Origin of the sequence: Salinibacterium sp. SWN1162 (assembly GCF_015864675.1) — a bacterium.
Taxonomy (GTDB): Bacteria; Actinomycetota; Actinomycetes; order Actinomycetales; family Microbacteriaceae; genus Rhodoglobus.
In genome coordinates, this window is record NZ_JADYWT010000001.1 from 1,629,578 (window position 1) to 1,644,617 (window position 15,040).

12 protein-coding genes are annotated in these 15,040 nt (G+C 60.4%); 5 read left to right on the forward strand and 7 right to left on the reverse strand.

Going from position 1 to position 15,040, the window contains the following annotated elements:
* Both ppgK and map read right to left on the reverse strand, forming a co-directional pair.
* Positions 1-747, reverse strand: coding sequence for a polyphosphate--glucose phosphotransferase (ppgK, locus tag I6E58_RS07685; RefSeq protein WP_197131934.1), 747 nt, complete (start codon positions 745-747; stop codon positions 1-3).
* A 54-nt stretch (positions 748-801) separates the two neighbouring features.
* Positions 802-1,668 (reverse strand): type I methionyl aminopeptidase, encoded by an 867-nt coding sequence (gene map, locus I6E58_RS07690; RefSeq protein WP_197131937.1) that lies wholly within the window; start codon positions 1,666-1,668, stop codon positions 802-804.
* Between the two features lie 49 nt (positions 1,669-1,717).
* Between map and I6E58_RS07695 the strand changes: the two genes are divergently transcribed.
* On the forward strand, positions 1,718-1,885 hold the full coding sequence (locus tag I6E58_RS07695) for a methionine aminopeptidase (RefSeq protein WP_129071535.1): 168 nt from the start codon (positions 1,718-1,720) through the stop codon (positions 1,883-1,885).
* 92 nt (positions 1,886-1,977) lie between these two features.
* Here the strand turns inward: I6E58_RS07695 and gdhA are convergent, their stop codons facing one another.
* On the reverse strand, positions 1,978-3,327 hold the full coding sequence (gdhA, locus tag I6E58_RS07700; RefSeq protein WP_197131940.1) for an NADP-specific glutamate dehydrogenase: 1,350 nt from the start codon (positions 3,325-3,327) through the stop codon (positions 1,978-1,980).
* Between the two features lie 45 nt (positions 3,328-3,372).
* A complete protein-coding gene (gene panB, locus I6E58_RS07705) occupies positions 3,373-4,203 on the reverse strand; it encodes a 3-methyl-2-oxobutanoate hydroxymethyltransferase (RefSeq protein WP_197131943.1) in 831 nt (276 codons plus the stop codon).
* Positions 4,204-4,354: 151 nt separating this feature from the next.
* Between panB and I6E58_RS07710 the strand changes: the two genes are divergently transcribed.
* Positions 4,355-5,692, forward strand: coding sequence for a glutamine synthetase family protein (locus I6E58_RS07710; protein ID WP_129073476.1), 1,338 nt, complete (start codon positions 4,355-4,357; stop codon positions 5,690-5,692).
* Between the two features lie 16 nt (positions 5,693-5,708).
* Positions 5,709-8,642 carry a bifunctional [glutamine synthetase] adenylyltransferase/[glutamine synthetase]-adenylyl-L-tyrosine phosphorylase gene (locus I6E58_RS07715; RefSeq protein WP_197131946.1) on the forward strand — a complete coding sequence of 978 codons (2,934 nt, stop codon included), beginning with the start codon at positions 5,709-5,711 and terminating at the stop codon, positions 8,640-8,642.
* 146 nt (positions 8,643-8,788) lie between these two features.
* Here I6E58_RS07715 and glnA read toward each other — a convergent pair whose 3' ends face one another.
* Positions 8,789-10,225 (reverse strand): type I glutamate--ammonia ligase, encoded by a 1,437-nt coding sequence (gene glnA, locus I6E58_RS07720; protein ID WP_197131948.1) that lies wholly within the window; start codon positions 10,223-10,225, stop codon positions 8,789-8,791.
* 137 nt (positions 10,226-10,362) lie between these two features.
* Between glnA and I6E58_RS07725 the strand changes: the two genes are divergently transcribed.
* Entirely contained in the window at positions 10,363-10,767 is a 405-nt protein-coding gene (locus tag I6E58_RS07725) for an RDD family protein (protein WP_197131950.1), read from the forward strand.
* Positions 10,768-10,942: 175 nt separating this feature from the next.
* On the opposite strand, the gene I6E58_RS07730 is transcribed toward I6E58_RS07725, so the two are convergent.
* Complete coding sequence (locus I6E58_RS07730) at positions 10,943-11,659, reverse strand: DUF4191 domain-containing protein (RefSeq protein ID WP_197131951.1); 717 nt, start codon at positions 11,657-11,659, stop codon at positions 10,943-10,945.
* Between the two features lie 177 nt (positions 11,660-11,836).
* Between I6E58_RS07730 and I6E58_RS07735 the strand changes: the two genes are divergently transcribed.
* Entirely contained in the window at positions 11,837-13,339 is a 1,503-nt protein-coding gene (locus I6E58_RS07735) for a hypothetical protein (RefSeq protein WP_197131953.1), read from the forward strand.
* 11 nt (positions 13,340-13,350) lie between these two features.
* Here the strand turns inward: I6E58_RS07735 and I6E58_RS07740 are convergent, their stop codons facing one another.
* Entirely contained in the window at positions 13,351-15,039 is a 1,689-nt protein-coding gene (locus tag I6E58_RS07740) for a 2-oxo acid dehydrogenase subunit E2 (protein WP_197131955.1), read from the reverse strand.
* Between the last annotated feature and the right edge of the window lies 1 nt (position 15,040).

Here is a 15,040-nt window from a genome sequence, read left to right on the forward strand (position 1 = left end):
CTACTCCTTAACGGCGAGGGCGGCGGCGCCCATGATCCCGGCGTTGTTCCGCAACTTCGCGGGAATGATGGGAGTGTTTAGCTTCAGCAGCGGCAAAAACTTCTCGTGACTCTTAGAAACGCCACCGCCAACGAGGATGAGGTCGGGGGAGAAGAGCAGCTCGAGGTGCGAGTAGTAGCGCTGCAGCCGTTTCGCCCAAGCCCTCCAGCTCAGTCGGCGACGTTCCTTTGCGGCGAACGATGCGCCTTTTTCTGCATCGCGACCGCCGATCAGCAGATGGCCGAGCTCGGAGTTCGGAACCAGCGTTCCGTTGTAGATCAGCGCACTGCCGATTCCCGTGCCCAGGGTGGTGAGCAGCACGAGACCGGGGACGCCTTTGGCGGCGCCGTAGCGAACCTCAGCAACTCCAGCGGCATCCGCATCATTGACGAAGTGGATGTCGCGACCGAGCGCTTTCTCGAACAGCTTCTCCGCGTCGAGCCCGATCCAATCTTTGGAAATGTTGGCGGCAGACATCGTCTTGCCGTTGCGAACGATGGCAGGAAAGCACACGCCAACCGGCATATCTTCGGGAATGCCACCGAGCTTTTCAATCAGCTCGACGACGACATCGACGATGGCAGCGGGTTTACCCGACTTCGGAGTCGCGATTTTCACCCGCTCGCTCACGAGTTTTCCGGTATCGGTATCGACTATGGCCCCTTTGATTCCGGTGCCGCCGATGTCGATTCCCAGTGCCTGAGTCATAGTGTCTACTTTCGCGTGCGGAGAGTTGAGTCAGATTTTATGCGAGCTAGCTCGTTAGGGGAGCGTCAGAATCTCGGTGCCGCGCTCAGTGACAACCATGGTGTGTTCGAACTGAGCGGTCAAGCTCTTGTCACGGGTGGTGACCGTCCAGTCGTCTGCCCAGAGATCCCATTCGTGAGTTCCCAGCGTCAGCATGGGTTCAATCGTGAAGACCATGCCCACTTCGATCACATCGTCAAACTGCGGAGCGGAGTCATAGTGGGGGATGATGAGGCCCGAGTGGAACGCAGCGCCAACTCCGTGGCCGGTGAAATCTCGAACGACGCCATAGCCGAAACGCTTCGCGTACGACTCGATCGCACGGCCGATTACGTTGACTTGACGGCCTGGTGCCACGGCCTTGATGCCGCGGTTGAGGGCTTCCTGAGTGCGCTCGACGAGGTTGCGGGCGTCCTCCGACACGTTTCCGACGAGGAACGTCTTATTGAGGTCACCGTGCATGCCGTCTTTGTAGGCAGTGATGTCGATGTTGATGATGTCGCCATCCTCGAGCACCGTGTCATCGGGGATTCCGTGACAGATCACTTCATTGATGCTGGAGCAGCACGACTTCGGGAACCCGCGGTAACCGAGAGTGGAGGGGTAGGCGTCGCGCTCGACCATGTACTGGTGGGCGATTACATCGAGTTCTGCCGTCGTGATGCCGGGACGGATGGAGGCGCCCACCGCTTCGACAGCGCCGGCAGCGATCTTTCCGGAGGCACGGATACGGTCGACCTCTTCAGCGCTATAGATGTCCGACCCGGTGAACGGGCGTGGCGCCGTCTTGCCGACGTACTCCGGTCGAGTTATCGACTTCGGCACAGCGAGTTGAGGTGGGATTACTCCCGGAACGAGGTGACCAGAATTATCCCGAGGCATTGCTCTAGTCTACCGGCGTAGTCTTACCGCGAACGAAAGGACGAACCACATGGAGCAATGGTGGTACAACCACAAGACTGGTGAAGTCGAAGAGGGGCCGCAATCATTGGCGGTCGATCGCGACGGGCCGTTCGACACGCGCGCTGAAGCTGAACGCGCTCCGCAGATTATTGCTGAGCGCGCGCGCAAGTGGGCTGACGAGGAGTCTGACGCCTAGAGCTTGTTTCAGCGGGCTGCGGCGTCGAACTGCTAGTCCGACGCCGCAGGGAGATCAAGCGCCCCAAGAAGATCAGGCGCCGCAAGAAAGATCTAGATGACTCCTTGCGCAAGCATCGCGTCGGCGACTCGCTTGAAACCGGCAGCGTTGGCACCGACGACATAGTCACCGGGGCGGCCGTAGAATTCCGCAGCCTCCCACGCGGAGGCGTGGACGCCACGCATGATCTCGTGCAGTTTGTCTTCGCTGGAGCTAAAGTCCCAGCGTTGGCGGGCTGCATTCTGGCTCATCTCGAGCGCTGACGTAGCTACGCCGCCAGCATTGGCGGCCTTACCGGGCGCGAACAACACATCTGCAGCTTGGAAGGTCTCAACTGCATCCGGAGTGCACGGCATGTTGGCGCCTTCTGCCACCAGTTGGAGACCGTTGTTCAGCAGAGTATGGGCGTCGGTGAGGGTGAGTTCATTTTGTGTGGCGCACGGAAAAGCCAGCTCGCCCGGCACATCCCACACGGAACCTCCCGTGACGTATCGCGCTGACGGGCGCCGTAGCGCGTACTCAGAGATGCGTGCGCGCTCAACCTCTTTCAGCTGTTTGAGCAGTTCCAAGTCGATGCCGCCCTCATCGATAATGTAGCCGCCGGAATCAGACGCGGTGATGGGCTTCGCCCCGAGCTGCTGAAGCTTCTCGATGGCGTAGATCGCGACGTTCCCCGAGCCAGAAACAATCGCTCGTTTTCCTTCCACGCTGTCTTTTCTGACACCCAGCATTTCTTGGGCGAAGAAGACGGTGCCGTAACCTGTCGCTTCAGTGCGAACCTCGGCGCCGCCCCACTGGATGCCCTTGCCGGTGAACATTCCAGATTCGTGGCGGTTGGTGAGTCGACGGTATTGGCCGAATAGAAAGCCGATCTCTCGGGCGCCCACGCCCATATCGCCCGCGGGTACATCGGTGTGCTCGCCGAGGTGTCGGTACAGCTCGCTCATGAAGCTCTGGCAGAAACGCATAACTTCGGCATCAGACTTGCCGTGGGGATCGAAATCTGAGCCTCCCTTTGCGCCGCCGATTCCCTGACCGGTCAGCGCATTCTTGAAGATCTGTTCGAACCCGAGGAATTTAACGATTCCGAGGTTCACGCTGGGGTGGAAACGCAATCCGCCCTTATAGGGCCCCAGAGCCGAATTAAACTGCACTCGAAACCCGCGATTGACGCGCACGGTGCCCGCGTCATCATGCCACGGTACGCGGAACATGATCTGGCGCTCAGGTTCCACCAGTCGCTCCACAATTCCGGCGTCGACGAATTCAGGGTGGTTCTCAAGCACGGGAGCGATGGACTCAAGCACCTCATGAAGTGCTTGGTGAAAGACCGGCTCGTGAGCGTTGCGCGCAATCGCGTCGTTATAGATCACTCGGAGGGCAGGGGAAAGTGACGAGGTCATTCAGGGCTTTCTCGATAGTGGTGAATCTAGAAAAAGGGTTGTGCCCTAGTAAGAGTGGTCCTCGGTCGGATAAGAGCCGGAGGCCACATCGGCGCGGTATTCGTCTACCGCGCCCGCGAGCGTCGCACGCAAGTCGGCGTATTTTTTGACAAATTTGGGGATGCGTCCCTTAGTCAGGCCAGCCCAGTCCGTCCAGACTAGGAGCTGTCCATCCACGTGCGGACCGGCGCCGACACCGATCGTCGGAATCGTGAGCGCTTCGGTGATCTTGGCTGCGGCATCCGCGGGAACCATTTCGAGCACGACCGCGAAGGCGCCCGCCTCTTCAACGGCGAGTGCATCCGCGAGCAATTGCTCGAAGCCGTCGCCTCGGCCTTGGATGACGTGTCCGCCGAGGCCATGTTCGCTCTGCGGTGTGAAGCCGATGTGAGCCATCAGGGGGATGCCGGCATCCACGATGCGTCGGATTTGCTCAGCGCTGCGCACTCCGCCTTCAAGCTTGACGGCGTGGGCTCCGGTCTCTTTCATGAAGCGGAACGCTGTGTGCAGCGCCTCGTCGGGGCCAGTTTCGTAGGAACCGAAAGGCATATCCGCGACGACAAAGGCACGCGTGACCGCTCCAGCAACAGCGCGAGTGAGAGGGATGAGGTCATCGATGCTCACCGGCAGCGTGGTGTCGTAGCCGTAGACGTTGTTGCCGGCAGAGTCGCCGACGAGAAGGAAGTCGATTCCGGATTCGTCGAAGATGCCGGCGGTCAGCTGGTCGTAACTCGTGAGCCCGACGATCTTGATCCCGTTCTCTTTCGCCGTCTGAAAATGGCGAGTGCGAACTCGTTTGAGCTTGGCTTGGGCCTCAGCGGCGGCGGGGTCAGTCATAGCCGCAAGTCTAACGACACTGGCGCTCGGTTCAATTGGGCTATTGCGGCGGCGAGTGCGCTGCAGAGAAGCCCCGGAGCAAGTAGCCTTAGAGCGGCAGAATCGATGTCGCAATTTCGCGGCAGGGCACGGATCGAGGAACTCAATGTCAATGGATAAGCAGCGCGATTTCGTTCTTCGTACGATTGAAGAGCGTGGCATCAAATTCGTCCGCCTCTGGTTTACGGATGTCGTGGGCACGCTCAAGAGCGTCGCTGTTGCTCCCGCAGAGATCGAGGGGGCCTTTGCTGAGGGCCTCGGCTTCGACGGTTCCGCCATCGAAGGCTTCACACGTGCTTATGAAGCAGACATGCTCGCGCACCCCGATCCCACTACTTTCCAGATTCTCCCGTGGCGTGGCGAGATCGATCCCACGGCTCGCATGTTCTGCGACATTACGACGCCCGACGGCCAGCCGGCAGCATCCGACCCTCGTAACGTGCTCAAGCGCACGTTGGAGAAGGCAGCCGAGCGCGGCTTTACGTTCTACACCCACCCGGAGATCGAGTTCTACTTGCTCAAGTCGAGCAAGCTCAAGAAGGGTCGCCCTGAGCCCGTTGACTCGGCAGGGTTCTTTGACAATGTTCCTGGCGGAACGGCCCACGACTTCCGTCGCCGTTCGGTGCGGATGCTCGAAGACCTCGGCATCTCGGTGGAGTTCAGCCACCACGAGTCCGGCCCCGGTCAGAACGAGATCGACCTACGCTACGCAGATGCCCTCACGACTGCTGACAACATCATGACCTTCCGCACCGTGATCAAAGAGGTCGCGATCGAGCAGGGTGTCTACGCGACATTTATGCCCAAGCCAATGTCGGGCCAACCCGGTTCGGGAATGCATACCCACATGTCACTCTTCGAGGGCGACCAGAACGCGTTCTACGACGCTAGCGGTCACTACCAGTTGTCGAAGGTCGGTCGTCAGTTCATGGCGGGTGTGCTCAAGCATGCTCCCGAAATCACGGCCGTCACCAACCAGTTCGTGAACTCGTACAAGCGTCTCTGGGGCGGCGACGAAGCTCCGAGCTTCGTTACGTGGGGCCACAACAACCGTTCCGCTCTCGTGCGCGTGCCGTTGTACAAGCCGGGCAAGGGTCAGAGCGCTCGTATCGAGTACCGCGCTCTTGACTCCGCGGCTAACCCGTACCTTGCTTACTCGTTGTTGCTCGCCGCAGGCCTCAAGGGCATCGAAGAAGGGTACGAGCTTCCCCTCGAAGCCGAGGATGCCGTGGGCGATCTCTCCGATCACGAGCGCCGCGCGCTCGGTTACGAGCAACTGCCGTCGAACCTCAACCACGCGCTGAGCATCATGGAGAACTCCGAACTCGTTGCCGAAACGCTGGGGGAGCAGGTCTTCAACTTCGTGCTGCTCAACAAGCGTCGCGAGTGGAAGGAATACCGCGCTCAGGTAACCCCGTACGAGCTCGAGAGCAGCCTAGAGATTCTCTAGACTCCGCGGTCACGTTATGTCGACGACTACCTACACTCTGACCGAACTTGCCAAGCTGGGCTTTCTCGAGCTCAGCGAGGCACGAGAACGCCTTGTTGCCCTCGATCGGCCAGAAGTGCCGGCCGCGTTGTTCTCCCGAGCGGCTGATCCCGATCAAGCGCTGCGCTTTGTCCTTGAGCTATCGGAGTCGGCTCCGCAACAGTTGGCGCCGCTCTTGCAGAACGACGATGCTGCGATTCGACTGGTGCAGGTCTTGGGCGCGTCATCCGGTCTTGGCGACTTTCTAGCTCGTCATCCCTCTGAACTCGACGCGATGTGCGTGCCGATTACGGCGCCAGCATCGCCCGAAGAATATGTCGAATCTCTCACCGCCGTCACGCGCGAACTCGCAGAAGAAGAAGCATGGGTCGCTCTGCGCGTTCGCTACCGTCGTGAGCTGACGAAGATCACGGCCTGGGATCTCTCTCAGGACGATCCGCTCGCTGCCGTCGACCGCGTGGCCATGGCTCTCGCCGACCTTGCCGGAGCCGCGCTTGAAGCCTCGCTTTCCGTCGCCCGTCGTTCAGTCAACTTTCCAGAGGCAGATGTCGCCGCAACCCGTATCGCCATCATCGGCATGGGTAAGGCGGGGGCGCGCGAACTGAATTATGTGTCGGATGTCGACGTCATCTTCGTAACGGAACCCGACGGCATCAGCGCCGACCGTGCGGTCACCATCGCAACGCCGCTCGCAGTGCAGACAATTCGTGGCATCCAAGACCTCACTATTGAGCCGGCACTGTGGGAGGTCGACACTAACCTCCGCCCCGAGGGTAAAGACGGCGCGCTCGTGCGCACCCTCGACTCTCACCTGGCTTATTACGACCGCTGGGCCGAGAGTTGGGAGTTTCAGGCACTCCTCAAAGCGCGTCCACTCGCGGGTGACCGCGAGCTTGGCGGCCGCTACATCGACGGTGTTTCGCCGCTCGTCTGGTCTAGTGCCTCTCGTGAAAACTTCGTGGCGTCGGTGCAGCGCATGCGCGAACGGGTCACCGAGAACATTCCACCCCACGAGCGTGATGTTCAGCTCAAGCTCGGCCCCGGCGGTCTGCGCGATATCGAGTTCACGGTGCAACTGCTGCAACTGGTGCACGGACAGAATGACGAAGAGGTTCGTCAAACCTCAAGCCTTCGAGCCCTCATCGCTCTGGCGGAGCACGGCTACATCGGGCGCATTGAGGCGGGCGAGTTCGCGCGAGACTATCGCTTCCTTCGTCTTCTTGAGCACCGCATTCAGTTGTCCAAGCTGCGTCGAACCCACCTCATGCCTCGCGACCCTGACGACTTGCGGGTACTCGCACGCGCCACCGGCATCGCTAAGAATGCCGCTGACCTCACCGAGCAGTGGCAGCGCACGAAGATCGCGGTGCGCCGGCTGCACGAGCGACTCTTCTATCGTCCGCTTCTCTCAGCCGTCGCGGCACTTCCCGAAGACGGCTTGGCGCTCTCGAGTGAGCAGGCTGCGGCGCGCCTTGCCGCGATCGGCTTCCTGGATCCCAAAGGTGCTCTCGCGCATATTGCGGCGCTTACCGGTGGAGTTTCGCGACGTGCCACGATTCAGCGCACCCTCCTGCCCGTCATGCTTCAATGGTTCTCCGAAGGCGCCGACCCTGATTACGGGTTACTCGCGTTCCGTCGGCTGAGCGACGCGCTCGGCGAGGCCTACTGGTTTTTGCGGATGCTGCGGGATTCGTCGGGAGCTGCAGAGCGGCTCACTCGCGTGCTCTCGGCATCCAAATATGTTGGTGGCTTGTTTGAGCGCATTCCAGAAGCTGCCGCCTGGCTAGAGCACGATAAAGAGCTTCGCCCTCGTACGCTCGCCGTTCTTCGCGACGAAGCTCGCGCAATTGTCTCTCGCCACAAGGGCCACGAAGACGCGGCAGCGGTCGCCTTGCGAACCGCTCGCCGTCGCGAGACGCTCCGTCTGGCGATCGGGTCCATCGTCGGCGTGATTTCCATTCAAGAACTTGGTCGGGGCTTGAGCGATGTCACCACGACAATGCTGGAGGGTTCGCTCGCCGTTCTGCGGCCCGAACCCGACGGTATCGAGTTCGGCATCATCGCGATGGGACGATATGGAGGGGCTGAGTCCGGGTTCGGTTCTGACACTGACGTGATGTACGTGTACCGGGCGACCGATGCGTCGGCCGAAGACGCTTCCAAGCGCGCCACGGCCGTAGCGAAAGGGCTTACGCGCATCACTGAGGACGTCAAGCTTCCCCTCGACCTCGACCTCGATCTTCGCCCTGAAGGTAAAAATGGTGCGATCGTGCGATCGCTCGAATCGTACGAGGCGTACTACGAGCGCTGGTCGCTCACGTGGGAGGCGCAGGCTCTGTTACGTGCTCGCGGCGTCGCAGGCGATGAGGGATTGCTTGCGGACTTCACAGAACTCGCCAACAGGGTGCGTTATCCCAAAGCTATTTCGCCTCAGGACGTTCGCGAGGTCAAACGGATCAAAGCACGGGTGGAGTCAGAGAGGCTTCCGCAAGCAGCCGATCCTTCACGTCACCTTAAGCTCGGTCGTGGTTCGCTGAGCGACGTCGAATGGTTCGTGCAGCTCTTGCAACTGCAACACGGAGCCAAAGTTGAGGGGCTTCGCACCACGTCGACACTAGACGCGTTAGATGCGGCGGTCGCTGAAAAGTTGGTGACCGCTTCGGATGCCGCTCGCCTGCGTGAAGCCTGGATTCTGGCCTCTCGTGCTCGCTCGGCGATCACACTGTGGACGTCGAGAACCTCGGATGTCCTTCCCAATGATCGCCTTCAGCTCGAAGGGATTTCTCGCATGCTCGAGTACCCGCCGGGCTCCGCGAGCGAACTAGAGGAAGACTACCTGCGTGCCACTCGTCGCGCGCGCCGCGTCTTTGAGCGGCGTTTCTATGGCGTGACGAATGTTCCGCGTTCCTAAAGTTCTTAGGCACCCACGCTCCCGCTGAGTGTCTCTCTAGCGGAGCGTGAGTTCTCGCGGAGACCGCGTGCTTGCTCAGAGCCACGGAAAGCGAAACGGGCCGCATCCCGAAGGATGCGGCCCACTTATTCAGCTGTGTTTAACGCTTAGACGCCGAAGTACAGTTCGTACTCGTACGGGTGCGGGCGCTGCGCGAACGGGAGAAGCTCGTTCGTGCGCTTGTAGTCGATCCACGTCTCAATGAGGTCCTTGGTGAAGACGTTGCCCTCCATGAGGAACTCATGGTCGGCTTCAAGGGCTACTAGTGCATCTTCGAGCGACGCGGGAACCTGAGGAATCAGGCGTGCTTCCTCGGGAGGCAACTCGTAGAGGTCCTTGTCGACGGGCTCGTGCGGCTCAGTCTTGTTCTTGATGCCGTCGAGACCAGCCATGAGCTGCGCAGCGAATGCGAGGTAAGGGTTTCCCGAAGCGTCAGGCGCGCGGAACTCGATGCGCTTGGCCTTGGGGTTCGTTCCCGTGATCGGGATACGGATGGAAGCCGAACGGTTTCCAGCCGAGTACACGAGGTTCACGGGAGCTTCGAATCCGGGGATCAGGCGACGGTACGAGTTGACCGTGGGGTTCGTGAACGCGAGCACAGCAGGAGCGTGCTTCAGGAGTCCACCGATGTACCAGCGAGCGGTGTCGCTGAGCCCGCCGTAGCCCTTCTCGTCATAGAACAACGGGGTGCCATCGTTCCAGAGCGACTGGTGGGTGTGCATTCCCGAACCGTTGTCGCCGAAGAGCGGCTTCGGCATGAACGTTGCGGTCTTGCCCCACTCGTTCGCCGTGTTCTTGACGATGTACTTGAACTTGAGGATGTCGTCACCGGCGTGAACGAGCGTGTCGAACTTGTAGTTGATCTCGCCCTGGCCAGCGGTTCCCACTTCGTGGTGGCTGCGCTCGACTTCGAGTCCAACATCGATGAGCTTCATGACGATGTCGTCACGGATGTCAGCGTGCTGGTCAACGGGGGAGACGGGGAAGTAGCCGCCCTTGAACGGCGTCTTGTTAGCGAGGTTTCCGCCTGCTTCGGTGCGCCCGCTGTTCCATGCGCCTTCGCTGGAGTCAACTTCGTAGAAGCTCTTGTTCGCGCTTACTTCGTAGCGAACGTCGTCGAAGATATAGAACTCTGCTTCGGAGGCGAAGAACGCGGTGTCAGCAATTCCGGTCGAGGCCAAGTACTTTTCGGCCTTCTTAGCAACCTGGCGCGGGTCGCGAGCATAGATCTCGCCGTTACGGGGGTTGTAGATGTCGAAAATGATGATCAGCGTGCGTTCGACGCGGAAAGGGTCGACGTAGGCAGTCGTGACGTCAGGGATCAGTTGGAGATCTGACTCGTGGATCGACTGGAAACCACGGATTGATGAACCATCGAAGAGCTGACCGACAGCGAAGAAGTCTTCATCAACTGCGGCGGCGGGAATGTTGAAGTGCTGCTGGATACCGGGCAGATCGGTAAACCGGATGTCGACGAACTTGACGTCAGTGTCCTTGATAAAATCAAGAACCTCAGACGAATTGGAAAACTTCGGATGAGACATTGAGTGGAACTCCAAGGGGTTCAGGTGATGATCGGCTGTCGTTACAACCATCTCTTAGGGTACAGAACTCGAGTTTCGCCGTCACGTCAGAAATGTTTCCGGCATGTTACGCGACCGTCATTCGTTAGGCTGGTGAAGTGAATCAGCAAGCAGCAACGTCCGACGATTGGCCGGGCAAAAGAATCGGGCTTCCCGCGGAGGGCCCGAGATCAATCGGCCGACTAGGGCGGCGGTTAGTAGCTCTCGCTATCGACTGGGGCTTCGCGGTCGTCGTATCGATTGCGTTTTTTGAGTACGAGGCGTTCGCTACTCTGGGCATCTTCGTGGCGGCTCAGGTCGTCTTATTGATCACCGCGAACGGAAGCTTCGGCCACCTCATTACTGGAATGCGAGTGGTCCCGGTAACGGGAGGCTTTCTGGGCATCTGGCGTCCGATCGTTCGCACCGTACTTATGGCACTCGTCATCCCTGCCGTGATTTGGGACGCTGACCAGCGCGGTATGCACGATCGAGTCGCGGGCACCTTGCTGGTGCGCCGGTAGGGTCCGAGCTGTCCCGAGGATGCGGCTCGAATGACTGTTTCGATTGTGGCTTTGCGGGAGCCAAGCCCTGTTACAAGCAACGCCGACAAGCGTGGAGGCTCATCGGCGTTGGCTGCGAAAATCTAGCGGCGTTAGATCTAGGCGCGCTGGGAAGATCTAGATGCGTTGTAAAGACCTACGCGCGTTGTGAACGCTGAGCGCGAGCCTTCATCGGGTCGATTCCCTTGGGGATCGGCAGACTATTTTTGTCGAGAGAGTTCAGGCGGTTAGAGATTGCGAGAATCTCGGGCTTGCGCAAGACATTCTTGAGTCGACCAAGTGTGGGGGCAAGCTTGTGGAGCGCCACTGAATCGGCGTCCGGGCCGACGTAGATAAAATGAACCGGAACGTTGGGCAAGAAGCGATTCATTTTGCGACGCTCATCTTCGAGCATCTTCTGCGTACGACTGCGCGGGCCTTCGCCAATGAGCGCGATGCCACCCTTGCCCACCGCGCGGTAGACAGCATCCTGCGTCTTCGGGCTGATCGCAACGGGCATTTCGCTCGCGGTCCAGCCGCGACGAAGTGAACTCTTCAACACGGCTCCCACAGCGCCGGGCTGACCAGCAATCTGGGAATATGCGGCACGTTCAGCGCGACGGCCTAGAACGATCAAGAAGGCGAGAAGTCCCGCCATGACGCCCGCCACGATATAGAGCACGAAGCCAAGAACGTTATCCGCCGACAAGAGGAAGGCCAGCGCGAGCCCGATAAGAATCGGCACGAGGAAGGCCAACAGGAAGAACCAGACTGCGAGGTTGTCGTACCGTCGCGTCATCTGGAAGACCTGATACATCTGCTTGATGCGACCGGGTTCTTTGGGAGCCTTGGGTGTCTTTTCGCTGCGAGCCATGACTCTAGGATACGGCCTTCTGGGCAGCTGTGAGTTCCTCCAGCAGAGAGATCACAGTGGAGTTGTCGGTCGCCTGCGAGTAGTCGTGCAACTCCTCCTTCCTTTCTAGTAACCGCGTCTGTCCCCAATGTCCCGCGAACATGGCCACGACAAAGCCGCGCAGGCGAGAGTTGCAGGGTGAACGAGAACACTATTGCGGGCTATCGCACTATTCGGTCAATGGGCGAGGGCCCGCGGTCTCAAACGATTCTGGTACGGGCGGAAGGCCGAGGAGCGGATGATGGTGTCGCGGGATTGCGACTCATCAAATGCTTCGAGCCTGAAGTCGCCGCAGAGCGCATTTTGAACGAGATTGAGTGTGCCACTCGGGCTGCGGGGGACCACGTTCAATCGATCGACGATCTAGCTGCGGCGCCAGACGGCAGGCCCGTCATTATCTTCGACTGGCAGAGCGCGGGCACCTTGCGCAGGCTCATGCGTGATCGCACTTCGTTGCGCGTCGGAGAGACGATCACGATTCTGGCTCCGCTGATTACTGCGTTGAATCAGTTGCATAGTGAAGGCATCGCTCTGGGGGCGGTCTCCGTAGATACTGTCCACTTTAACTCTGAAGGAAGCCCATTCTTTGCTGAGTGGGGTCACGCCAGCGTGACCGAGATACGCCCGACTCCAACCGCCCTTCATGCCGAGAACGCATTTCGTGAAGATCGTCTGCAGTTCGCGCTGGTCGCGTGCGGAGTGCTTTCGGCGATAACAGCCGAGCGGGAAAAAGAGGGGCAGATTACTGAGCTAGTGGCGTGGCTCAGCGACACGGAACAAGTCGGTAGCCACGAGTGGGAGCTTCAGTGCGAACGTCGGCTCTTCGCTCTCGGTGCCCCAGAGCCAGTGCTGCTTACCGCCGAGCCGGACGACCGTGCCGCACAATCGTTTCCCGGTCGTCTCGATGGATCACCTGCCGAGGCCCCGCTTGGTAAGGGCGCATCTACTGAATGGGGCGCTGTTCTTGCGCTTCCGGCCGGTGTGCAGCGTGCGTTGGAGGGTTTTCTCCGCCAAGGCCGTAATAGGCTGCGTATTGTTGTAACCGCGGCAAGGGCGTGGTGCGCTCCAGTTCGTAAGCGAACATGGTTTATCGCAGCGCTCGGTATTGCAGCTCTGGCCCTCGCGGCAGCGATCATCCTGGTCTCCGAGCAGAACGCGAGTTCGGAGCCGACCGTTGGCGTTGCAGGTGAAACGTTAGATGACGAGGCGATGTCGTCTGGCTCAGCCGGAGTAACTGGCGAGGCCCAACTGGGCGACGGTTCTGCTGCCGAGCTCGAGACGGACGACTCCGGTGCGTCACAGAGCGGTCTGGATGAAGACCCGGTGATAGCGCTAGCGGCTCTCTTAGCAGCACGAGACGACTGCCTCCGAGATCTCTCGATCGAGTGTCTCGCGGCTGTTTCTCGCAGCGATTCACCGGCCTTCGCCGCGGACAGCGCGGCTATCGAAGCAGTGCTTGCAGGCGCGGAGTTGTCGACGGATTCGGCGTTCGATGCCGCGACGGCGACGGTTACCCAACGCTTAGGGGACAGCGTTCTGTTTCAATTCGAAACACCTGATGGCAAAAGCGAACCGGCCTCGCTCCTTCTCGTGAAGGGCGAGGCCGGTTGGCGAGTCAGGAGCTATGTGCTCCCTCACTGATGCGGAGTGACTTAGATTCCCAGCTTGTCGGCGAAATCGCCGGCTTCGAGGCGCTTCTTCATGTCGACCAAGAAGCCTGCGGCATCTGCACCATCGACAATGCGGTGGTCGTAGCTCAGTGCGAGGTAAACCATTGATCGGATCGCAATTGCATCACCGTTGGCATCGCTCACCACGACTGGTCGCTTAGTGACGATTCCTGTTCCAAGGATCGCCGACTGGGGCAAGAACACGACCGGAGTGTCGAAGAGTGCGCCACGTGATCCAGTGTTGGTCAGCGTGAACGTTCCTCCCGAGAGCTCGTCCGGGGTGAGCTTGTTGTCGCGAGTGCGAGCAGCAAGATCTGCGATCTCGCCTGCGAGCCCTGCAATGTCAAGTGACGCAGCATCGCGGATAACCGGCGTGAGCAATCCACGTTCGGTGTCCACTGCGATGCTGATGTTTTCCTGGGCGGGATAGACGATCGCGTTGTCTTCGATGGTCGCGTTGATGATCGGGTGCGCGGTCAACGCTTCCGCTGCGGCCAGTGCGAAGAACGGCAAGAAGGAGAGCTTCGTACCGGTCTTAGCGAGGAAGTCATCCTTCACCGAGCTGCGGAAATTCGCCACAGCGGTGACATCAACTTCGACAACCGACGTCAACTGGGCAGATGACTGCATCGAAAGCACGGCGCGCTCAGCAATGACCTTGCGCAGGCGTGACATCGGAACTGTCGTTCCGCGCAATGGCGAAACTTCCAGCGGAGCGGGCGCGGTAGCGGTTGCTTCCGGCTCGGGGGTCGCGGCCTGCTCGCTTGCAGCGAGAACATCCTGTTTGCGGATGCGGCCGCCGACGCCAGTGCCCGTGATCGTGCTCACGTCGACGCCGCGCTCGTTCGCGAGCTTGCGCACGAGAGGAGTGAGGTAGCCGGCCTGTGAGTCGTCGCTTTCGTCCTCGTCGGATGCTGCAGCTGCAGCTTCCTCAGTGGGCGCCGCGGGAGCGGCTTCCTCAGGCGCTTCTGCGGCAACCGGGGCGGCCTCTGCGGGCGCCTCGGGGGCTACAGCGGGAGCCTGTTCGGTTGCGCTAGGCGCAGCCACTTCTTCAGCAGCAGGTGCTTCGGCAGCAGGGGCTTCTTCAGCAGCAGGTGCCGCTTCGGCAACGGGTGCTTCGGCAGCCGGTGCTGATTCGGCAGCGGGTGCTTCGGCAGCGGGCGCGGCGTACTGAGCCGGTGCTGATTCGGCAGCGGGTGCTTCGGCAGCGGGCGCGGCGTACTGAGCCGGTGCTGATTCGGCAGCGGGTGCTTCGGCAGCGGGCGCGGCGTACTGAGCCGGTGCTGATTCGGCAGCGGGTGCTTCGGCAGCCGGCGCAGCGGGCTGAGCCGGTGCTTCGGCGGCTGGTGCCGCAGCTTCAGCAGCGGGTGCCGCTGTTTCAGTTGGTGCTGCTTCGGCGGGCGTCTCTTCGGCAGGAGCGTCTCCGCCACCTGATCCATCACCGATCTTTACGAGCGCGGTGCCCACTTCAACTGTTTCGTCTTCGGCAACCAAGATCTCTTCGATGATTCCGGCGACGGGAGAGGGAATCTCCGTGTCGACCTTGTCAGTCGAGACCTCGAGCAGGGGCTCGTCAACCTCTACACGCTCGCCGACTTGCTTCAGCCAGCGGGTCACCGTGCCCTCGGTGACACTCTCGCCGAGTGCCGGAAGGTTAACGGATTCGCTCATC